Origin of the sequence: Bacillus sp. I-2, from assembly GCF_001974945.1 — a bacterium.
Lineage (GTDB): Bacteria > Bacillota > Bacilli > Bacillales > Bacillaceae > Bacillus > Bacillus safensis.
The window spans coordinates 1-19,911 of the sequence record NZ_LZRW01000007.1; the positions used below are offsets into that span (position 1 = coordinate 1).

Consider the following 19,911-nt stretch of genomic DNA (forward strand, 5'->3'; position numbering starts at 1 on the left):
TCCATCAGGTTTGGTGGCGATAGCGAAGAGGTCACACCCGTTCCCATACCGAACACGGAAGTTAAGCTCTTCAGCGCCGATGGTAGTTGGGGGTTTCCCCCTGTGAGAGTAGGACGCCGCCAAGCTTCTATAAGGATCAGTTCCAGTCGGAACTGGTCTTTTTTGTTTTTTAAGAAAAGGAACAAACACTCGATCTGACATGGATACATATACTAAACTACCATCTAAAACATTCTTAATTTTGTATACAATTGAAAGCGCTAGGGCATACTGAAGCTATAAGTGGAGGTGTCACAATGAGCAAAAAAGAGCGAGAAGCGATTTGTTTGATTTGTGAAGAGAAAAAAACAAAGGGAATTTATTTATATCATCAGTTTTTGTGCCGAGAATGTGAGAGAAAGTTAATTTCTACATCGACCTCGGATCCTAGCTATGCCGATTATGTTAGAAAGCTAAAAAATCTTCATACGCCGCCTTTGTATTCATAGACCATTAGATGGTCTTTTTTTATGAGGTATGAAGGATTGGGCCTGTTTTTTGGAACTTAGTTTGGACATCATCCGTAATTAATAATAAGATAAACAGAGAGCCTGATTATTCATAGGAGTCGATGAACATGAAATCAATCTTTTATACATTTATATGGGCCATCCTCTCTACTTTTTTTTCGCTTATGATTTTAACCGTCAGTATTGGGGTTTTCCATTATCATGTTGGATTATCGATACTGTATGCGATGATGGGGTGGGGCGTGATGTTTGCAGGGAGCAGATGGGTTGCTTTCCAGTTGTTTTTAAAGAAACACGGACTTTCTCGTAGTGATTATGTATATATCAAACAGCATTTAAAAGAAGCAGGACAAAAGCTCGTACGTTTAAAGAAGGCTTTATTTGCTGTGAAGAACGTACAGACGATCAAACATAATTATGAAATTCTCCGACTTGCACGACGAATCTATACGATTACAAAAAAAGAGCCGACCCGATTTTATGATGCACAGCGTTTTTATTTTGAAAGCTTGGATTCTGTCGTTGAACTAACTGAAAAATATGCACTATTGTATAATCAGCCTGATCGCAGTCATGAGCTGGAAATGACACTAAGCCAAACTCGAGTGACGCTGACAGAGCTGCAAAAGCAATTGACGAATGATTTGCAGCAAGTATTAGGAAGAGACATAGAAGCCCTTCATATTGAGCTTGAAGTGGCAGATAAAATGATAAAGAAATAATGAAAGGAGTCAAACGTAATGAAACCAGAAGATCACATCCCAACATCACCTGCTTCCACTACAGATCTTCAGTTTCAGGTGTTTGATACCTTATCTGATGAGGAGAAACAAGAAGCCTTGCAGCGTGCTGAGCAGATCCCTGACAATCCGCAAAAGCTGCTTTTCTATGGTACACGTGTTCAGGAACGATTATTGGAACAATCACAACAAATGATGAAATATGTTGAGAAAAAAGATATCGATCAAATAGGAGACGTGCTTGAGGCCTTTTTGCACCAGCTGCATGTAGTAGAACCGGACGACTTATTGCCAAAGAAGCAGGGCTTTTTTTCGACGTTATTTCGGCGGGAGAAGCGTTCTACTCAGGAAATCATCTCGCGTTTTCAACATGCAAAATCACAGATCGAGAGATTATCAGCAAGGCTTCGTTACGCAAAAGGCGGATTAATTTCGGATCATATGTTATTAGAGCGTTTATTTGAAGAAAATCAAACTTTTTTCCAAGAGATGACACTGCAGGTTGCAGCAGTTGAAGCGAAAATGACAACTTTAGAGAAGCAGATCATATCAGAACCGGAGCAGGTTGGTAATCGGACTATAGAGGAGCAATTGATGAGTCAGGAAGTCAATGCAGAAGAATATATGGAGAGGTTGAAAGAACGGAAATATGATTTGCTGCTAAGCCGGCAAATTGCGTTGCAATGTAATGCCCAAATTCGAATTATCCAGCATACGAATCATACATTGGCCAATCACATTCAATCAACAGTTTCTGCATCTATTCCTCTATGGATCAACCAAATGTCGATTGCATTAACGCATATTCAACAGCGTGCCAATTCAGCTCTTGAGAATCGAATCCAAAAAACATATGAAAAGGTATCAAAGCAGCAGGGGGAGCTTCTTGAAGAGGCAGCTTTTGCACCTATAGATACGTTGAAAAAGGTTCAACGCCAATTAGCTGAAACCTTACAGGAAACGTTACAGGTGAAGGAGCATGGAAGCCAAGAGCGAGCCCAATTGAAAAACAGCATGTATGAGGCAGAACAGCAGCTGGCGAATCACCAGCCAATAAAGGAATGAGAATCCATCTTTCGGTTCCCTTGTATGAACGTTATAATAGACATAAGATATCGTTAAAGTGAAAAGGGTCGATTTGTTTGAAAACACCTTTATATACAGCATTAGCACAACATGCGGAAAAGAAACCTTATTCTTTCCACGTTCCAGGACATCACAATGGAGATGTCTTTTTTGATGAGGCACGGACTTATTATGACTCAATTCTTCAGCTGGATGTAACAGAGCTTGAAGGGTTAGATGATCTCCATCATCCAACTGGTGTGATTCAAGAGGCTGAACATTTATTGGCAAAGCTATATGGATCAGATCAAAGCTTTTTCCTTGTGAATGGGACAACTGTCGGAAATTTAGCGATGGTGATGGCAGCCTGTCGTGCGGGAGATGAGATTTTCGTCCAGCGAAATTGTCATAAGTCTGTTTATCATGGGATTGAGCTTGCAGGAGCCACGCCTATTATGGTAGAAGCTGAGGTAGATCCACACCTGCATGTTCCAACACATGTGACGAATGAAACAGTCAAAAAAGCCATATCCAAACATCCTAATTGCCGAGCGATCGTTTTGACTTATCCGAACTACTACGGACATGCAGCTGATTTATCAAAGCTGATTGACATGTGTCACGAAGAAGGGATGATCGTTTTAGTTGATGAGGCACATGGTGCACATTTTGTATTAGGCGGCGCTTTTCCTCCATCTGCTCTTTCCTATGGAGCTGACGTGGTGGTACAATCAGCACATAAAACCCTTCCGGCCATGACGATGGGATCCTACCTTCATCTTCAGGGGGGGCGAATGGATGCAAAACGTTTGAAAACATTCCTCACGATGCTTCAAAGCAGTTCTCCATCCTATCCAATTATGGCCTCATTAGATGTGGCAAGAGCTTATGTCGAGGAGATCAAGAAAAAAGAGATCTTGGATGGAATGATGAAAGAGCTGGCAGAGCTGAAAAATGAGTTCAATCGTATACCTCAGCTTGAAGTGGTAGAGTCTGAATTGCTTTCTAACGATCCATTAAAATGTGTGATTCGATCAACAAAAGGGCTGACTGGTTATGAACTAAAACGAGTACTTGAATCAGTGGAGGTTCACCCAGAGCTTGCGGACGAACATCAGGTTTTACTTGTCTTTGGTTTAGAACAGAAGAAGGATATACCTTTTAAACGGATAGAGCAGGCCCTTAATCAAAGCAATTCATTGCTCAAAGGAAAAGATCATTTGCAAAGAGAGGCGCTGGCTGATGACAACGAGGAGCATAGACAGGATATAGAAGCCGTCTCATTTGAACATGCAGCAGGACGGGTTAGTGCAGAATCGGTTATTCCATATCCACCGGGTATTCCTTTGATCGTTAAGGGAGAGCGTATTGAAATCGATCAAATTGCGGCTTTAAGCCGTTTGCTTGGACATCAGGTTCATGTTCAAGCCAGTCAGGTGATTCATCAGAGAAAATTATATGTTTATATAGAAGAGGAGACACTATGAGCGGTATGTTTATTACGTTTGAAGGGCCAGAGGGTGCTGGAAAAACGACAGTGATTCGAAAAGTGTATGAAGAAATGGAACGCCAAGGATATGCAGTGATGGCGACACGTGAGCCTGGCGGCATTGACATTGCAGAGCAGATTCGTGAAGTCATTTTAAATGAAAAAAACACAAAAATGGATGCGAAAACAGAAGCTTTGCTGTATGCAGCCGCAAGAAGGCAGCATTTGGCTGAGAAGGTAGAACCGGCATTACAGCGCGGGCAGACGGTTTTATGTGATCGTTTTGTCGATAGCTCCCTTGCTTATCAAGGCTATGCGAGAGGGCTTGGGATTGAAGAAGTAAAGTCAATTAACGACTTTGCTATCAATGGCACGATGCCGCAAATGACCATTTATTTTTCTATTACACCTGAGGAAGGGCTAAAGCGAATTGATGCCAACCAGGGAAGAGAAAAGAATCGATTAGACATGGAGACGCTGAATTTCCACCAGCTTGTCAGAGAAGGCTATGAACTGCTTATTGCACAATCGCCAGAACGATTCCGTGTAGTGGATGCGTCTCAGCCGATGCAGGCTGTCTATGAAGAAGTCCTTCAATTGATTCAGGACACATTAAAGCAAAATCAAATATGACCTAATTCCCAATCGTTGTTATAATATAGAGGAAGACATCGGCATGTCATCTGTGCCTAAAATAAAGGAGGCCAATCAAATGAAATTAATTGTTGCCGTTGTACAGGACCAAGATAGCAGCAAGTTGTTGAAAATATTGACTGAACATCATTTCGGCGTGACAAAATTAGCTTCAACTGGTGGGTTTTTAAAGTCTGGGAATACGACTTTTATTATTGGTTGTGATGATGTCCGGGTGGATAAAGCATTACAGCTTATAAAAGAAAATTGCCGTAAACGTGATCAAATGATCGCGCCTGTCTCCCCAATGGGTGGAAATGCAGATTCATACGTACCATACCCTGTTGAGGTTGAAGTTGGCGGAGCTACTGTCTTTATTCTGCCAGTTGAACAATTTCATCAATTTTAAGGATGGGTTGCTGTGAAAATTAATCAAGATATGCGGCTGCGTTTAGAAAAGCGTGAACTTCAAGCGATGAAAGGAAGCCAGACATCTGCCTCCTTTAAGGCTTCGATGGAGACGCAAAGCGGCAAACTGCGCTTAGAACAGCTGACGGTCATGCTGAGTGATATCGAAGTGTTCGGAAAAAAGCTTGCAAAGTCACGAAACCTAAAGGATTTGGCTAGGTTTAAAGGTCTGGTGAAGCGCTTTGTGAAAGAGACAGTCGATAATGGATTAAATATAGAAACATCAAGGAGCTTTGACATTTATGGAAACACACGTACACTTGCTTTGGTCAAAGCCTTAGATGAAAAGCTGATTGAATTAACCGAGGAAATGATGGATCAAGAGAAACCATCTATTGATTTGCTTGAACGTATTGGAGAAATAAAAGGTTTATTGATTAACCTTTACACATAGAGAGTGATAACATGGCAATTAGCTGGGATGACATGAATGATTTGCAGCCGCGCGTCATGCGGCTGATTTTTAATAGTATTGATAAAGACCGACTTGCGCACGCCTACTTATTTGAAGGAAAAAAAGGAACCGGAAAACTGGATGCAGCGATGCTTTTGGCTAAGAGCTTTTTTTGTTTGGAATCAGGAGTGAAACCATGTGAATCCTGTCAAAACTGCAAAAGGATTGCATCAGGAAACCATCCCGATTTACATCTTGTGCAGCCCGATGGCCAATCAATTAAGAAGGCGCAAGTGCAGGCACTGCAAGAGGAATTTACAAAAGCAGGTGTAGAATCTCACCGGAAAATGTATATTATTCTTCATGCGGACAAAATGACGGTCAATGCCGCGAACAGTTTATTGAAGTTCCTAGAGGAGCCTAATCGGGAAACGATGGCGGTTTTAATCACTGAGCAATCTCATAAAATGCTGGATACGATTATTTCAAGATGTCAGATGCTCAGCTTTCAGCCGCTGCAGCCACAATCCTTGGAGCAGCAGCTTTTACAAGAAGGCGTATCTCAGCATCTCGCAAGGCTTTTGTCGAATTTAACCAATAATTTAGCAGAAGCACTCGAATTAAGTCGAAATGATCAGTTTGCAGAGTCTAGAGCGAAAGTGATAAAATTGTATGAAGTCTTACACCAGCGAAAAGAACATGCATTTTTTTATATACAGGATCAATGGATGCCTTTTTTCAAAGAAAAAGACCTTCAAGAAACAGGTCTGGATATGCTTTTATTTATATATCGTGATGTATTGTCGATTCAAATAGGAAATGAAGATAAAGTCATTTATCAAGACTTATTCCAGACAATGAAGCAGCATGCGCTGCATTCCACACAGCAGATGGTGACCAGCCAGATCCTTGCTGTATTAGAAGCGAAAAAGAGACTTCAATCCAACGTGAATGCCCAAGGGCTGATGGAGCAATTGGTGTTGATGTTGCAGGAGGGATAAGCTTGTACAACGTAATTGGTGTTCGCTTTAAAAAAGCGGGCAAAATCTATTATTTCGATCCTAATGGATTTCATATAGAAAATGATAGTTGTGTCATTGTAGAAACGGTCAGAGGGGTTGAGTACGGACAAGTGGTCATCGCCAACAAAAAAGTAGATGAACACGATGTGGTTCTCCCTCTGCGTAAAGTCATTCGTGTAGCAGACGAACGAGACCGGCTCATCGTTGAGGAAAACAAAGAAGCAGCGATGACAGCCTTTGATACATGTCTTCAGAAGGTAAGTGAACATGGGCTAGAAATGAAATTGGTTGATGTTGAATTTACATTTGACCGAAACAAGGTCATCTTCTACTTCACAGCAGATGGCAGAGTTGATTTCCGTGAGCTAGTGAAGGATCTTGCATCAATCTTCAAAACGAGAATTGAACTTCGCCAGATTGGCGTAAGAGACGAGGCAAAAATGCTTGGCGGTATTGGTCCTTGCGGTCGAATGCTTTGCTGTTCGACATTCTTAGGAGACTTTGAACCAGTGTCTATTAAGATGGCAAAGGATCAAAACCTGTCGTTAAATCCGACAAAAATTTCAGGACTATGCGGCCGTTTGATGTGCTGCTTGAAATATGAGAATGATGAGTATGAAACAGCGAAGGAACAATTACCGGATATCGGTGAAACGATTCAGACGTCTAATGGCTCTGCAAAGGTAGTAGGGCTCAATATTTTAGAACGAATTTTGCAAGTTGAATTAACCGGGCAAGAAAAAGTGATAGAATATACATGGGAAGAATTATTACAAGAAGGCGTTGTATCTGCACAAACAACTGAGTAACGAGGTGTGCCACCTTGGATAAAAAGGAACTATTTGATACGGTGATTAATTTAGAAGAACAAATCGGTTCTCTTTATCGCCAGTTAGGTGATTTGAAAAATCATATCGGTGAAGTGATTGAAGAAAATCATCAGCTGCAGATGGAGAATCAGCACTTGCGTGAACGTCTGGATCAGTCCGATCGAGACAAATCGTCTGAGGCAGAGAATGATTCTGCCCAGAAGCCAAGTCATTCTGATATAGGAGAAGGTCATGATAACCTGGCCCGGTTATATCAGGAGGGCTTCCATATTTGTAATGTACATTATGGGAGCATTCGTAAAGAGGGAGACTGTTTGTTCTGTCTGTCATTTTTAAATAAAAAATGAGAAAAGGCTTCCGCTGAATCGGGAGCCTTTTTCACAGGAAAAGAAAGGATACATCATGGTTTCGTTAAGAGAAGATGAACGTTTAGATTACCTGCTCGCCGAAGATATGAAGATTATTCAAAGTAAAACGGTGTTTGCCTTTTCATTGGACGCGGTGTTATTAGCTAAATTTGCGTATGTGCCAATCCAAAAAGGAGAGATCATTGATCTTTGTACCGGAAATGGCATCGTGCCATTACTGCTTTCAACTCGATCTAAGGCCTCGATTACGGGGGTTGAAATTCAAGAACGGCTGTTTGATATGGCAAAAAGAAGTGTGGAGTATAATCAACTTGCGCACCAGATTGAATTGATTCATGGTGATTTGAATGATATGCCGGAACGCTACGGCAACCATAAAGTTGATGTGATTACATGTAACCCGCCATATTTTAAGACACCCTCTAAGGATGAAATCAATGAAAATGAATATTTGGCGATTGCACGGCATGAAATTCATTGTACATTAGAAGATGTTATTCGTGTTTCTTCCACGCTGCTAAAGCAAGGGGGGAAACTGGCGATGGTTCATCGACCAGGAAGGCTGCTTGAGATTGTGGAATTAATGAAAAAATACCGAATTGAGCCGAAACGAATTCAATTTGTTTATCCCAAACAAGGGAAAGAAGCCAATACCATCTTGGTAGAGGGCATAAAAGATGGAAAACCAGATCTGAAAATTCTCCCGCCTCTTTTTGTTTATGGGGAAGATCAGGAGTATACAGATGAAATCAGGACGATACTGTATGGAGAAGCATAATCATTACTTCTATGTATTAAAATGTGCAGATGGCAGCCTGTATGCGGGTTATACAAATGATTTACAAAAGAGATTGATGACCCACAATAGTGGAAAGGGAGCAAAGTATACAAGAGCGAGACGGCCGGTTGAGCTTTTTTATCATGAATGTTTTGCAACCAAAAGAGAAGCCATGCAGCAAGAATATCGTTTCAAAACGTGGACGCGGAAAAAGAAAGACATTTATATAGAAGAAATGCGAATGGAAAAGGAGGCGGCACATGAAAAAGACACAGAAAAGCTTTGATGGTCAATCTGGCATGGGTATTCTTTATCTTGTCCCAACCCCGATCGGAAATCTAGAAGATATGACGTTCCGAGCGATACAAACATTAAAAGATGTAGACTATATTGCCGCAGAAGATACAAGGCAAACGAAAAAGCTTTGTCATGTATACGAAATTGATACACCCTTAACCAGCTATCATGAGCATAACAAAGACAGCAGCGGCCACAAGTTAATCGAATGGCTAAAAGAAGGGAAAAGTATCGCACTCGTGAGTGATGCCGGTTTACCGACGATTTCAGATCCAGGGGCTGAAGTGGTTCGAGATTTTACTAGCATCGGAGGCTATGTCATTCCGTTACCTGGCGCAAATGCTGCACTAACGGCACTCATTGCATCAGGAATCGGACCTCAGCCATTTTTCTTTTATGGTTTTCTCGACCGTCAAAAAAAAGAAAAGAAAAAGCAGCTTGAAGCCTTGAAAAAACGTCAAGAAACGATCATTTTCTATGAAGCGCCCCATCGGTTAAAAGAAACGCTGACTTTAATGAAGGAAGTGTGGGGGAATCGGAACATCGCGATTACGAGAGAACTGACGAAAAAATTCGAAGAGTTTATTCGTGGGGATTTAGAATCTGTGCTGACATGGGCTGCGGAGAATCAAATTCGAGGTGAGTTCTGTCTTGTGGTACAAGGAAATGATCAAGCTGAAGAAGAGCTGAATGAAGAAGCTTGGTGGACGTCCTTATCTGAAAAAGAACATGTGATCCATTACATAGAGGAAGGATTAACGTCGAAGGAAGCCATTAAACGTACAGCTGTCGAACGTGGTGTGCCAAAGCGCACGATATACGATGCCTATCATATTGAACAATAAAGAAAGGTTCTTGCAAACGGTGCAAGAACCTTTTTATATGAACCTTATTTTTGTGATTGAAGTTGGTTTTGGATTTCGTTAATGATTTGCTCTGCACCTTCACGGCTAAGAACTAATTTACCATTAGCAAGCTTAAGGTTATCGTCTGATACTTCACCTGTTACTTGGCAAGTCATGTTTGGTTTATATTTTTTTAAGATAATTTTTTCATCATCAACATAAATTTCCAAAGCGTCTTTTTCAGCGATTCCTAGCGTACGGCGAAGTTCGATTGGAATCACCACGCGTCCTAATTCGTCAACTTTACGTACAATACCTGTAGATTTCATCTTCATTCTCCTCCCAAAAAGTTCTTATTCTTAAAATAATATTATCTTCGTCATTATTCGACAAATTCCTTACATTCCTAGCATAACAAGGTTTCCATAAATCGTCAATCATTTTGTTTACTATTGTTTGTAAAATATGACTCTTAAAGTCAAAAGACCTTGAAACTACTGGTGTATAAGGATTTTGTAGGCTTTTCCTATGAAAATATAAGAAATGCCGAGATCAGATTAACAAGACTTTTGCCCTAATTTAGCCAATTGTAAATCTGGAAATAGATTTCATACGACAATATTCGACAAAATGTCGACGGGTTTGTCGTTTTTTTCGAAAAACTCATCTTTTTCGATCATTTCATCTTGTTCTATGTATATATGCTTGATCTTAAAGGCTAAGATGGTATCATAGAGAAAGCACAAGTGCAAAATTGAATGAATTGATCTGACACATTTTCATGTAATGATGATAACCGCTCTCGTCCATTGGGCGGGAGTTTTTGACATTTACACACACGCAGGAGGTTCCGACATGCCGGAAAAGAAAAAAACGTTTTATCTGACAACACCTATTTACTATCCGAGCGGAAAATTACATATTGGACATGCTTATACGACAGTAGCAGGAGATGCTATGGCTCGTTATAAACGTCTACAAGGCTATGATGTGATGTATTTAACAGGTACAGATGAGCACGGACAAAAAATACAGCAAAAAGCTGAAGAACAAAATATCACACCGATCGAGTATTTAGATCCAGTCGTTGAAGACATTAAATCATTATGGAAGAAACTCGACATTTCGAATGATGACTTCATCCGTACAACAGAAAAAAGACATACGAAAATCATTGAGCAGGTCTTCCAAAAGTTGCTTGATCAAGGCGATATTTATTTAGATCAATATGAGGGCTGGTACAGTATTCCTGATGAGACATTCTATACGGAAACACAGCTTGTTGATGTTGAGCGTAATGAGAAAGGGGAAGTCATTGGCGGGAAAAGCCCTGACAGCGGCCACCCTGTTGAATTAATTAAAGAGGAATCATATTTCTTCCGTATGAGTAAGTATGCGGACCGTTTGCTCGATTATTACGAAAAAAATCCATCGTTTATTCAGCCTGAATCAAGAAAGAATGAAATGATTAATAACTTCATTAAACCAGGTTTAGAGGATTTAGCAGTATCAAGAACAACCTTTGATTGGGGAATTAAAGTTCCTAACAATCCAAAGCACGTCATTTATGTATGGATTGATGCGTTATTTAACTATTTAACTGCGATTGGCTATGGAACAGATCAAGATGAAAAATATAAAAAATATTGGCCTGCCAACGTACATCTCGTAGGAAAAGAAATTGTACGCTTCCATACGATTTATTGGCCGATTATGTTAATGGCATTAGATCTGCCTCTGCCGAAACAAATTTTCGCACACGGCTGGCTGCTCATGAAAGATGGCAAAATGTCTAAATCAAAAGGGAATGTGGTAGATCCGGTCACATTAATTGATCGCTATGGCCTCGATGCCCTTCGTTATTATCTGCTTCGCGAAGTACCATTTGGTGCAGATGGTGTGTTTACACCAGAAGGATTCGTGGAACGTGTAAACTATGACCTTGCCAATGATTTAGGTAACTTGCTTAATCGTACAGTTGCGATGGTTCAAAAATATTTTGACGGCACATTAAGCAGCTATAAGGGTCCTGTTAATGAGTTTGATGAAGAGCTGAAAGCAGTCGCTGAGCAGACAGTCAAAGCCTATGAAGAAGCGATGGAAAATCTTGAATTCTCTGTGGCTCTTTCAAATGTTTGGACATTAATCAGCAGAACCAATAAATATATTGATCAAACAGCTCCATGGGTGCTGGCAAAGGATGAAACAAAACGAAAAGAACTGCATTCTGTTATGTATCATTTAGCAGAATCACTTCGAATCACAGCAGTACTCTTAACGCCATTCCTAACGAAAACACCTGAGAAAATCTTCTTCCAGCTTGGAATTGAAGAAGAGAAGCTCAAAAGCTGGGATAGTATCCTATCATTTGGTGCGATTCAACAAGCGACGGTACAAAAAGGAGAGCCTTTGTTCCCGCGTTTAGAGGTTGAAGAAGAAGTAGCCTACATTAAAGAAAAAATGCAGGGAAGTGCACCTAAGGTAGAAGAAGAGAAAGTGGAAATCGAAGAAACGGAATTACCTGAGCTGGGAGCAGAAATTGCATTTGATGATTTCTCAAAAGTTGATCTTCGAGTTGCACAGGTATTGGAAGCAGCCCCAGTGAAAAAAGCGGATCGTCTTTTAAAGCTTCAGCTTGATTTTGGATTTGAAAAAAGACAAATAGTCTCTGGGATTGCCAAGCACTATCAACCAGAAGAATTAGTAGGGAAAAAGCTCGTTTGCGTAGCGAATCTTACCCCAGTTAAACTCAGAGGGGAAATTTCCCAGGGAATGATTTTAACTGGAGAAACAGGCGGGAAATTGCAGGTTCTTGAAGTAGATCAATCTCTAGCAAATGGAACAAAAATTTTATAACTCAACAAAGGTGTTCCACGTGTAACATTTCGTCGAACACCTTTTGTTTTTTAGCAGAATTGTCGAAAGGAGCAAACAACTATGTTATTTGATACACATGCCCACTTGAATGCAGAACAATACAATGAAGACTTAGAACAGGTGATCGAAAGAGCGAAAAGCGAAAAAGTTGAGAAAATCGTGGTGGTAGGGTTTGACCGCCCAACAATTACGAGAGCGATGGAATTAATTGAAGAGTATGATTTCATATATGCAGCTATCGGCTGGCATCCAGTCGATGCTATTGATATGACAGATGAGGATTTGGCTTGGATCAAAGATTTATCTCAACACGAAAAAGTGGTTGCGATTGGAGAAATGGGTCTGGATTACTATTGGGACAAGTCGCCAAAAGATGTGCAAAAGGAAGTCTTTAGACGCCAAATTGCTCTTGCGAAGGAAGTGAAGCTTCCAATCGTTATTCATAATCGTGACGCAACGGAAGATGTCGTGACGATTTTAAAGGAAGAGGGAGCAGCTGAAGTTGGAGGTATTATGCACTGCTTTACTGGCAGTCTGGAAACTGCAAAAGCGTGTATGGAGATGAACTTTTATATTTCATTCGGTGGACCCGTGACATTTAAAAATGCCAAAAAGCCAAAGGAAGTTGTAAAGGAGATACCAAGTGACAAGCTTTTGATTGAAACAGACTGCCCATACTTAACGCCAGTGCCATTTAGAGGGAAACGTAATGAGCCAAGTTATGTCAAATATATCGCAGAACAGATTGCGGAGCTGAGAGAAATTAGCTTTGAAGAGCTTGCTGAATTGACAACAAAAAATGCAAAAAAAGTTTTCCGTATAAACTGACAGTATATGATGTCAATCCTTGTTTAAGCTTGTCCAATTGTGAAACATAACGAAAAAGTTCTACACGTTTGCGCCTCCTCATAGGATAAGTTGTCGATAAGTCTTTCTTCCCTTCCTTCCATAAATCTCCCATAATAGGTTTACAATCGAGCATTTTTGTACAGTGGGTGGAAGGGTTGACAGGTTTTGAGATACTCTATATAATCTCTCCGAGGAGAAGGAGGCGTTTTTCATCGTACAAAAAATGAAAAATCTGTTTTCTGTGAAGCTAGGAAAAGGCAAGGTTTTATTACTAGTTGTTTGCTTGCTTTTAGCTGGAACTGGAACGGCTTACGGTGCGCATGAGCTCACTAAGCAGTCTATTACCATTTCAATCAATGGTAAAGAGAAGACAATTCGTACACATGAAGAGACAGTAGCTCAGCTGCTTTCAGACCTTGGCATAAGGACCAAGGCGGAGGATCATATCTCTCCAAGTCTAAATACAAAGATTCAAGACAACATGAACATTGTGTATGATGCGGCTATACCGGTTCATCTGACCCTAGATGGGAAAGAGAAAACGATATGGACAACAGATCAGACGGTTGGAGCATTATTGAAGAATGAGAAGATAGATATTGGGAAGCACGATCAAGTAACTCCAGGAAAGAATGACAAGTTAAAAAAGGATATGAATCTTGTGGTTCAGCAGGCCTTCCAGGTCAGCTTAAATGATGGAGGAAAAGATAAAAAAGTGTGGACCACTTCGACTACGGTCGCTGACTTTTTAAAGCAACAAGAGCTGAAGCTCAAGAAGCACGATAAGATCAAGCCTGCGTTACATAGTAACCTTTCTAAAAAGAGCGCAGATATAAAGATCACTCGGGTGGAAAAAGTCACCGATGTAGTGGAAGAGAAAATTGCTTTTGATACCAAACATAAAAAGGATCATTCTCTTGAAAAAGGGAAAGAGAAGGTACTTAAAAAAGGTGAAGAAGGTAAATTGAAGAAGCACTATGCCATTGTGAAAGAAAACGGCAAAGTGGTGTCTAAAGAATTGATTAAAGAAGTGACCGAAAAAGATAGTAAGGACCGATTAGTGGCTATTGGTACACAAGTGGCCAAAAAGGAGCCTACAGCGTCCCCTGCGGTTTCACGAAGCAATGAATCGTCAGGAAAAGAATTTTATGTGGCGTCAACAGCCTATACAGCAAGCTGTGCTGGATGTACGGGCAGAACGTCTACAGGCTTTAATTTAAAAGCAAATCCGGGTGCAAAGGTCATAGCAGTTGATCCGAGTGTCATTCCGCTGGGCTCAAAAGTGTATGTGGAAGGCTATGGATATGCCGTTGCATCAGACACTGGATCTGCTATAAAAGGGAATAAAATTGATGTGTTCGTCCCAAGTAAGTCGGCAGCTTATCAATGGGGAAATAAACGAGTGAAGATTAGAGTACTCAAATAAACACATCAAATCATTTATATGAACAGAGGGCTTTGCGCACCCTCTGTTTTTTTGGTTATAATAGAAGCACTGTTTTCTAATTAATTAGACGCAAAAGCAGCATGAAAGGTTTCGTTTTTTTAACCAAAAAATGTAGATTGTTTTTGCAAGCGGAGGAATACATGAAAATCAAAGAAATCATTGTGGTGGAGGGTCGTGATGACACTGCCAGAGTGAAGATGGCGGTTGATGCAGATACGATCGAAACAAACGGATCCGCCATTGGCGATACAGTCATTCAACAAGTGCGTCTTGCGCAGGAGACGAGAGGGGTCATTATTTTAACAGATCCTGATTTTCCTGGTGAGAAGATCCGTAAAACCATCGCAGAGGCAGTTCCTGGCTGTAAGCACGCTTTTTTGCCAAAACATCTTGCGAAGGCGAAGCGGGATAAAGGAATTGGTGTCGAGCATGCTTCCTTGGACAGTATTCGGGAATGTCTTGCCCATGTCCATGAAGAAATGGAAGAATCGGAAAGTGACATTACATTAGACGACTTATTTGACGCAGGCCTTATCGGTGGCGAAGCATCGAAACGCCGCCGCGAACGACTAGGAGTGCTTTTAAATATAGGATATACCAATGCGAAGCAGCTGCAAAAGCGCCTTCACATGTTCCAAATAACCAAACATGATTTTATTGCGGCCTTAAAGACCGTCATGCAGGAGGAAGCCGATGAATAAAGATATTGCGACACCCGTCAGAACGAAGGAAATACTGAAGAAGTACGGTTTCTCTTTTAAAAAGAGCTTAGGGCAGAACTTCTTAATTGATACAAATATTTTAGATCGCATTGTCGATCATGCGGAGGTTACAGATGAGACCGGCGTCATTGAAATTGGACCTGGTATCGGCGCATTGACAGAGCAGCTCGCTAAACGTGCAAAGAAAGTCACCGCTTTTGAAATCGATCAGCGTTTATTGCCTATTTTAAACGATACACTTTCTCCATATGATAATGTCACGATCATTCATCAAGATGTATTAAAGGCGGATGTGAGAAAGGTCATCGAGGAAAATTTTGCTGACTGTAAGGAAGTGATGGTCGTAGCCAACCTTCCATATTACGTGACAACACCGATTATTATGAAATTGCTTGAAGAAAACCTTCCATTGAAAGGGATTGTGGTCATGCTGCAAAAAGAAGTAGCAGATCGTATGGCAGCTGCCCCATCATCAAAGGAATATAATTCACTGTCTATCGCAGTTCAATTTTATACGGAAGCAAAAACGGTGATGGTTGTGCCTAAAACGGTTTTTGTTCCTCAGCCAAATGTCGATTCGGCTGTGATTAAGCTGACTGTTCGTGAAACGCCTGCTGTCTCAGTAGAAAATGATGCGTTTTTCTTTCAATTGATCCGAGCGAGCTTTGGCCAACGACGGAAAACATTGATGAATAATTTGATGAACAATCTACCTGATGGAAAAAAACATAAAGCCATCATCGAAGAAGCACTTCAAACAGCAGATATTGATGGAAAGCGACGCGGAGAATCATTATCCATTGAGGAATTTGCCCGTTTGTCGAATGTTTTACAAAAAGCCCTATCGTAAGGGCTTTTTTCTTTTGTTTTTCACCACTTCAACTGTTCGGGCATAGGCTAGAAAGAACAGCACATATGAAAGACGATACCAACAGGATATGAGCCTGATTGTGGAGTGAACAGCATGCAATTTCAAATAGGAGATATGGTGACGAGGGCATCCTATCAAATGGATATTATGTTTCGAATCATTCGAATTGATGAGACAGATCAGCACGAAGCCACTGCCATATTGCATGGGAATGAAGTGAGGCTGATTGCTGATGCTAAGATGTCAGATCTCGTCTTAATTCAAAAAGAGGAGCAGCTGACAAGGGAGAAGGACGACGAACGGAAAATTAACGAATCGCTCGACTTACTAAGACAGGATTATCAGCTGCTGCGTGAAAAACAAGAGTATTATACTTCTGGACAATATCAGCATCAGGAGCAGTATTTTCACATGCCTGGAAAGGTCCTTCATTTAGATGGAGATGCTTCATACTTAAAGAAATGCTTAGATGTATATGAACGAATTGGTGTGCCTGTATATGGAGTGCATTGTCATGAGAAGAAAATGCCAAGCGTGATCGATTCGTTACTTGATCAATATCGGCCTGATATTTTGGTCATTACAGGGCATGATGCGTATTCCAAGCAAAAGGGCGGCGTAAATGATATCGGTGCCTATCGCCATTCTCGTCATTTCGTTGAGACGGTTCAAAAAGCAAGAAAGAAAATTCCTCATTTAGATCAGCTTGTGATCTTTGCAGGCGCCTGTCAATCTCATTTCGAATCATTGATCCAAGCAGGTGCCAATTTTGCAAGCTCACCTTCACGTGTGAACATCCATGCGCTCGATCCCGTCTATATCGTTGCGAAGATCAGCTTCACTCCATTTGTAGATCGAATCAATGTGTGGGATGTGCTTCGTAATACATTAACAAGAGAAAAAGGTCTAGGAGGCATCGAGACGAAGGGTGTTTTAAGGGTAGGTATGCCATATAAAAAAGACCATGAATCGACATAACCCGACTGATTTCAGTCTGGTTTTTTTTATGTGTAAAAAGAAATTTCAAACGGATACATAATTCACCGGAATTTGAGAAAAATAGGGAGGAGAAAAGGTAGAAGTTTGTCAAAATTATTTTGTTGACAATGGCTCGTGTTGGTTGATATAATTTATTTTTATTTGACAAAAATGGGCCGTTGTTGTATAATTATCTCAGTGAGGTGGATGCAATGGCGAAGACTTTGTCCGACATCAAAAGATCGCTTGATGGTAACTTAGGTAAACGTTTGACGTTAAAGGCTAACGGAGGCCGCCGTAAAACAATTGAGCGTTCGGGCATTTTAGCTGAAACGTACCCTTCTGTATTTGTGATTCAATTAGATCAAGATGAGAATTCGTTTGAAAGAGTTTCTTACAGTTATGCAGATATACTGACTGAGACGGTCGAATTAACGTTCGATGATGCCGCTAGCTCAGTCGCCTATTAATGGGCAGTGAACTTCTTGTTTACTGCTTTTTGTTTTGCCTTTTTTTCTGAATGGGAGTCTGTCCATTTTTTGAAAGGGGTAAAAGAAAGGATTCGATATAAAATAAGAAAGCCACAAAAGCAGTGGCACTGATTCGAATTCTCGACTAAAGGGGCTGTTTCGTTTGGGTAGACGCCGAGGCATTATGTCAGATGAGTTCAAATACGAGCTGGCGAAGGATCTTGGATTTTATGATACCGTCAAAAATGGAGGCTGGGGAGAAATTCGTGCGCGTGACGCAGGTAATATGGTCAAACGTGCCATCGAATTAGCTCAGCAGCACATGGCTCAGGATGAGAATCAACGATAGAAAAATGGTCAGGGATACCTCAGGTGTCTCTGGCTTTTTTTGTTGAAAAAGTCAGTGTGCTGGGCGTAAAAGCCAATATTCATCAGATCCATCAAATGTGATACAATATTGATACTTATGTTTAGATGGAGAAGTAGGTGAAATGTTTGCGTATTTTAGAAAAAGCACCGGCAAAAATTAATCTCTCACTTGATGTCCATGGAAAAAGACCGGATGGATATCACGAAGTAGAGATGGTGATGACAACAATAGACCTTGCAGATCGACTTGAGCTGACTGAGCTGGACAAAGACGAAATCCGTGTATCATCTCATAATCGATTTGTGCCAGATGATCAGCGTAACTTGGCTTATCAGGCGGCTAAATTACTCAAAACAAGGTTCGGTATTCAAAAAGGGGTATCGATTGTCATCACAAAAGCAATACCTGTTGCAGCAGGTTTAGCTGGAGGCAGCAGTGATGCTGCAGCAGCGCTTCGCGGTTTAAACCGTTTGTGGAAGTTAAATCTCACGTTAGATGAACTGGCTGAGCTTGGAGCGGAGATCGGCTCAGATGTGTCTTTTTGTGTACACGGAGGCACAGCACTAGCGACAGGACGTGGAGAAAAACTGAAGCATATCGCGACACCGCCGCATTGCTGGGTGATTTTAGCGAAGCCGGTGATTGGGGTATCTACAGCTGAAGTTTATAGACAATATGACGCAAGCAAAGTAGAACACCCAAATGTACAGCGTATGATTGAAGCCATAGAAGCGAAAGATTATAAAGAGATGTGCGGCTCACTCGGTAACGTTCTGGAGTCTGTGACATTAAAGATGTATCCGGAAGTAGATATGATCAAAAGACAGATGAAGCGTTTCGGTGCTGATGCTGTATTAATGAGTGGAAGCGGCCCAACGGTATTTGGCTTGATTCAATATGAATCGAAGGTACAAAGAATATATAACGGACTGAGAGGATTTTGTGATCAAGTATACGCTGTCCGCATGATCGGCGAACAAAATGCCCTTGATTAAATCCGTATATTAAGTTATATTATTCATAAATTATTCGGGTTCTGGGGGTAAGTTCATGAAGTTTCGTCGAAGCGGCAGATTGGTGGACTTAACAAATTATTTGTTAGCCCACCCGCACGTACTAGTACCGTTAACTTTTTTTGCAGAACGTTATCAATCTGCAAAGTCCTCCATTAGTGAAGACTTAACGATTATCAAACAGACCTTCGAACAGCAAGGAATAGGCACATTGCTTACTGTACCTGGCGCTGCTGGCGGAGTGAAATATATTCCAAAAATTCACCTAAAAGAAGCAGATGACGTAGTAAACGATATCGGAGAGGCATTATCAACTCCTGAACGTGTACTTCCTGGCGGTTATTTATATTTAACCGATGTTTTAGGCAATCCATCGATACTTTCGAAAATCGGTAAGCTGTTTGCGACCATCTTTGCGGACCGTGCGATTGATGTCGTCATGACCGTTGCGACAAAAGGGATTCCGATTGCCTATTCTGTTGCGGGTTATTTAAATGTGCCTGTTGTGATCGTTAGAAAAGATAATAAGGTAACCGAAGGATCAACTGTCAGTATTAATTATGCGTCAGGTTCTTCTAACCGAATTCAAACCATGTCCCTTGCAAAGCGCAGCTTAGATAAAGGCTCCAATGTGTTGATCATTGATGACTTTATGAAAGCGGGCGGAACCATTAACGGCATGATGAATTTGCTTGAGGAATTTAATGCAAATGTTGCAGGGATCGGTGTTCTTTTAGAAGATGAAGGCGTAGATGAACGTCTTGTCGATGAATATGTCTCGTTGTTAAAGCTTTCTACCATTGATATGAAGCAAAAAATCATTGAGATCAATGAAGGCAATTTCCACGAGTTTTTTCATTCGAAAGCGTAAGCTTT

General features: G+C 40.9%; 24 protein-coding genes and 1 rRNA gene. 24 read left to right on the forward strand and 1 reads right to left on the reverse strand.

Annotated elements, in window-relative coordinates; all coding sequences use genetic code 11:
* Window positions 1-9 precede the first annotated feature (9 nt).
* The 14 genes from rrf to rsmI all read left to right on the forward strand — a co-directional run bounded on the left by rrf (window position 10) and on the right by rsmI (window position 9,438).
* Window positions 10-125 (forward strand): 5S ribosomal RNA (gene rrf / locus BAE31_RS02795).
* A 171-nt stretch (window positions 126-296) separates the two neighbouring features.
* The gene (locus BAE31_RS02800) at window positions 297-488 is read left to right on the forward strand and encodes a sigma factor G inhibitor Gin (protein ID WP_024425620.1); all 192 of its coding nucleotides are present in this window, start codon (window positions 297-299) and stop codon (window positions 486-488) included.
* Window positions 489-616: 128 nt separating this feature from the next.
* A complete protein-coding gene (locus tag BAE31_RS02805; protein WP_041105699.1) occupies window positions 617-1,231 on the forward strand; it encodes a 5-bromo-4-chloroindolyl phosphate hydrolysis family protein in 615 nt (204 codons plus the stop codon).
* Window positions 1,232-1,249: 18 nt separating this feature from the next.
* Complete coding sequence (locus BAE31_RS02810) at window positions 1,250-2,314, forward strand: toxic anion resistance protein (RefSeq protein ID WP_076839427.1); 1,065 nt, start codon at window positions 1,250-1,252, stop codon at window positions 2,312-2,314.
* A 77-nt stretch (window positions 2,315-2,391) separates the two neighbouring features.
* Window positions 2,392-3,801: an aminotransferase class I/II-fold pyridoxal phosphate-dependent enzyme gene (locus tag BAE31_RS02815; protein ID WP_076839429.1), complete on the forward strand. Its 1,410-nt coding sequence runs from the start codon at window positions 2,392-2,394 to the stop codon at window positions 3,799-3,801.
* Window positions 3,798-4,436, forward strand: a complete 639-nt coding sequence (tmk, locus tag BAE31_RS02820) for a dTMP kinase (protein ID WP_024427207.1) — start codon at window positions 3,798-3,800, stop codon at window positions 4,434-4,436. Before BAE31_RS02815 ends, tmk begins: the two co-directional genes overlap by 4 nt.
* Before the next feature lie 79 nt (window positions 4,437-4,515).
* Complete coding sequence (locus BAE31_RS02825) at window positions 4,516-4,845, forward strand: cyclic-di-AMP receptor (protein ID WP_024425625.1); 330 nt, start codon at window positions 4,516-4,518, stop codon at window positions 4,843-4,845.
* 12 nt (window positions 4,846-4,857) lie between these two features.
* Window positions 4,858-5,298: a YaaR family protein gene (locus BAE31_RS02830; RefSeq protein WP_024425626.1), complete on the forward strand. Its 441-nt coding sequence runs from the start codon at window positions 4,858-4,860 to the stop codon at window positions 5,296-5,298.
* A gap of 11 nt (window positions 5,299-5,309) precedes the next feature.
* A complete protein-coding gene (gene holB / locus BAE31_RS02835) occupies window positions 5,310-6,299 on the forward strand; it encodes a DNA polymerase III subunit delta' (protein ID WP_024425627.1) in 990 nt (329 codons plus the stop codon).
* A 2-nt stretch (window positions 6,300-6,301) separates the two neighbouring features.
* The gene (ricT, locus tag BAE31_RS02840) at window positions 6,302-7,129 is read left to right on the forward strand and encodes a competence/sporulation regulator complex protein RicT (protein WP_024425628.1); all 828 of its coding nucleotides are present in this window, start codon (window positions 6,302-6,304) and stop codon (window positions 7,127-7,129) included.
* A 14-nt stretch (window positions 7,130-7,143) separates the two neighbouring features.
* Window positions 7,144-7,497, forward strand: coding sequence for a DNA replication initiation control protein YabA (gene yabA, locus BAE31_RS02845; protein WP_024425629.1), 354 nt, complete (start codon window positions 7,144-7,146; stop codon window positions 7,495-7,497).
* 55 nt (window positions 7,498-7,552) lie between these two features.
* On the forward strand, window positions 7,553-8,296 hold the full coding sequence (locus BAE31_RS02850) for a tRNA1(Val) (adenine(37)-N6)-methyltransferase (protein WP_024427205.1): 744 nt from the start codon (window positions 7,553-7,555) through the stop codon (window positions 8,294-8,296).
* The gene (locus BAE31_RS02855; protein WP_041105706.1) at window positions 8,283-8,582 is read left to right on the forward strand and encodes a GIY-YIG nuclease family protein; all 300 of its coding nucleotides are present in this window, start codon (window positions 8,283-8,285) and stop codon (window positions 8,580-8,582) included. The genes BAE31_RS02850 and BAE31_RS02855 overlap by 14 nt, the downstream gene beginning before the upstream one ends.
* Window positions 8,557-9,438, forward strand: a complete 882-nt coding sequence (rsmI, locus tag BAE31_RS02860; protein ID WP_041105708.1) for a 16S rRNA (cytidine(1402)-2'-O)-methyltransferase — start codon at window positions 8,557-8,559, stop codon at window positions 9,436-9,438. The genes BAE31_RS02855 and rsmI overlap by 26 nt, the downstream gene beginning before the upstream one ends.
* Window positions 9,439-9,482: 44 nt before the next feature.
* Here the strand turns inward: rsmI and BAE31_RS02865 are convergent, their stop codons facing one another.
* The gene (locus BAE31_RS02865; protein ID WP_087975202.1) at window positions 9,483-9,773 is read right to left on the reverse strand and encodes an AbrB/MazE/SpoVT family DNA-binding domain-containing protein; all 291 of its coding nucleotides are present in this window, start codon (window positions 9,771-9,773) and stop codon (window positions 9,483-9,485) included.
* A 520-nt stretch (window positions 9,774-10,293) separates the two neighbouring features.
* On the opposite strand from BAE31_RS02865, the gene metG reads away from it, so the two are divergent.
* The 10 genes from metG to purR all read left to right on the forward strand — a co-directional run bounded on the left by metG (window position 10,294) and on the right by purR (window position 19,906).
* The gene (gene metG, locus BAE31_RS02870) at window positions 10,294-12,294 is read left to right on the forward strand and encodes a methionine--tRNA ligase (RefSeq protein WP_041105709.1); all 2,001 of its coding nucleotides are present in this window, start codon (window positions 10,294-10,296) and stop codon (window positions 12,292-12,294) included.
* Between the two features lie 81 nt (window positions 12,295-12,375).
* Window positions 12,376-13,143, forward strand: coding sequence for a TatD family hydrolase (locus BAE31_RS02875; RefSeq protein WP_024425634.1), 768 nt, complete (start codon window positions 12,376-12,378; stop codon window positions 13,141-13,143).
* 244 nt (window positions 13,144-13,387) lie between these two features.
* On the forward strand, window positions 13,388-14,590 hold the full coding sequence (locus BAE31_RS02880; RefSeq protein ID WP_041105711.1) for a G5 and 3D domain-containing protein: 1,203 nt from the start codon (window positions 13,388-13,390) through the stop codon (window positions 14,588-14,590).
* Between the two features lie 161 nt (window positions 14,591-14,751).
* Window positions 14,752-15,312 (forward strand): ribonuclease M5, encoded by a 561-nt coding sequence (rnmV, locus tag BAE31_RS02885; RefSeq protein WP_017359323.1) that lies wholly within the window; start codon window positions 14,752-14,754, stop codon window positions 15,310-15,312.
* Complete coding sequence (rsmA, locus tag BAE31_RS02890; RefSeq protein WP_034284149.1) at window positions 15,305-16,183, forward strand: 16S rRNA (adenine(1518)-N(6)/adenine(1519)-N(6))-dimethyltransferase RsmA; 879 nt, start codon at window positions 15,305-15,307, stop codon at window positions 16,181-16,183. The genes rnmV and rsmA overlap by 8 nt, the downstream gene beginning before the upstream one ends.
* A 114-nt stretch (window positions 16,184-16,297) precedes the next feature.
* Window positions 16,298-17,182, forward strand: coding sequence for a sporulation peptidase YabG (gene yabG / locus BAE31_RS02895; RefSeq protein WP_024427198.1), 885 nt, complete (start codon window positions 16,298-16,300; stop codon window positions 17,180-17,182).
* Window positions 17,183-17,394: 212 nt separating this feature from the next.
* Entirely contained in the window at window positions 17,395-17,652 is a 258-nt protein-coding gene (gene veg / locus BAE31_RS02900) for a biofilm formation stimulator Veg (protein ID WP_024425637.1), read from the forward strand.
* 163 nt (window positions 17,653-17,815) lie between these two features.
* On the forward strand, window positions 17,816-18,001 hold the full coding sequence (locus tag BAE31_RS02905; protein ID WP_012008653.1) for a small, acid-soluble spore protein, alpha/beta type: 186 nt from the start codon (window positions 17,816-17,818) through the stop codon (window positions 17,999-18,001).
* Window positions 18,002-18,147: 146 nt separating this feature from the next.
* Window positions 18,148-19,017, forward strand: a complete 870-nt coding sequence (gene ispE, locus BAE31_RS02910) for a 4-(cytidine 5'-diphospho)-2-C-methyl-D-erythritol kinase (RefSeq protein ID WP_019743558.1) — start codon at window positions 18,148-18,150, stop codon at window positions 19,015-19,017.
* 55 nt (window positions 19,018-19,072) lie between these two features.
* The gene (gene purR, locus BAE31_RS02915) at window positions 19,073-19,906 is read left to right on the forward strand and encodes a pur operon repressor (RefSeq protein WP_076839430.1); all 834 of its coding nucleotides are present in this window, start codon (window positions 19,073-19,075) and stop codon (window positions 19,904-19,906) included.
* The last annotated feature ends 5 nt before the right edge of the window (window positions 19,907-19,911 follow it).

Bases quoted from the DNA above. Each gene is read 5' to 3' on its own strand.
- BAE31_RS02800 (WP_024425620.1), top strand. From the start codon at position 297: ATGAGCAAAAAAGAGCGAGAAGCGATTTGTTTGATTTGTGAAGAGAAA.
- BAE31_RS02805 (WP_041105699.1), top strand. From the start codon at position 617: ATGAAATCAATCTTTTATACATTTATATGGGCCATCCTCTCTACTTTT.
- BAE31_RS02810 (WP_076839427.1), top strand. From the start codon at position 1,250: ATGAAACCAGAAGATCACATCCCAACATCACCTGCTTCCACTACAGAT.
- tmk (WP_024427207.1), top strand. From the start codon at position 3,798: ATGAGCGGTATGTTTATTACGTTTGAAGGGCCAGAGGGTGCTGGAAAA.
- BAE31_RS02825 (WP_024425625.1), top strand. From the start codon at position 4,516: ATGAAATTAATTGTTGCCGTTGTACAGGACCAAGATAGCAGCAAGTTG.
- holB (WP_024425627.1), top strand. From the start codon at position 5,310: ATGGCAATTAGCTGGGATGACATGAATGATTTGCAGCCGCGCGTCATG.
- BAE31_RS02850 (WP_024427205.1), top strand. From the start codon at position 7,553: ATGGTTTCGTTAAGAGAAGATGAACGTTTAGATTACCTGCTCGCCGAA.
- BAE31_RS02855 (WP_041105706.1), top strand. From the start codon at position 8,283: ATGGAGAAGCATAATCATTACTTCTATGTATTAAAATGTGCAGATGGC.
- rsmI (WP_041105708.1), top strand. From the start codon at position 8,557: ATGAAAAAGACACAGAAAAGCTTTGATGGTCAATCTGGCATGGGTATT.
- BAE31_RS02865 (WP_087975202.1), bottom strand. From the start codon at position 9,773: ATGAAGATGAAATCTACAGGTATTGTACGTAAAGTTGACGAATTAGGA.
- metG (WP_041105709.1), top strand. From the start codon at position 10,294: ATGCCGGAAAAGAAAAAAACGTTTTATCTGACAACACCTATTTACTAT.
- BAE31_RS02875 (WP_024425634.1), top strand. From the start codon at position 12,376: ATGTTATTTGATACACATGCCCACTTGAATGCAGAACAATACAATGAA.
- BAE31_RS02880 (WP_041105711.1), top strand. From the start codon at position 13,388: ATGAAAAATCTGTTTTCTGTGAAGCTAGGAAAAGGCAAGGTTTTATTA.
- rnmV (WP_017359323.1), top strand. From the start codon at position 14,752: ATGAAAATCAAAGAAATCATTGTGGTGGAGGGTCGTGATGACACTGCC.
- rsmA (WP_034284149.1), top strand. From the start codon at position 15,305: ATGAATAAAGATATTGCGACACCCGTCAGAACGAAGGAAATACTGAAG.
- yabG (WP_024427198.1), top strand. From the start codon at position 16,298: ATGCAATTTCAAATAGGAGATATGGTGACGAGGGCATCCTATCAAATG.
- veg (WP_024425637.1), top strand. From the start codon at position 17,395: ATGGCGAAGACTTTGTCCGACATCAAAAGATCGCTTGATGGTAACTTA.
- purR (WP_076839430.1), top strand. From the start codon at position 19,073: ATGAAGTTTCGTCGAAGCGGCAGATTGGTGGACTTAACAAATTATTTG.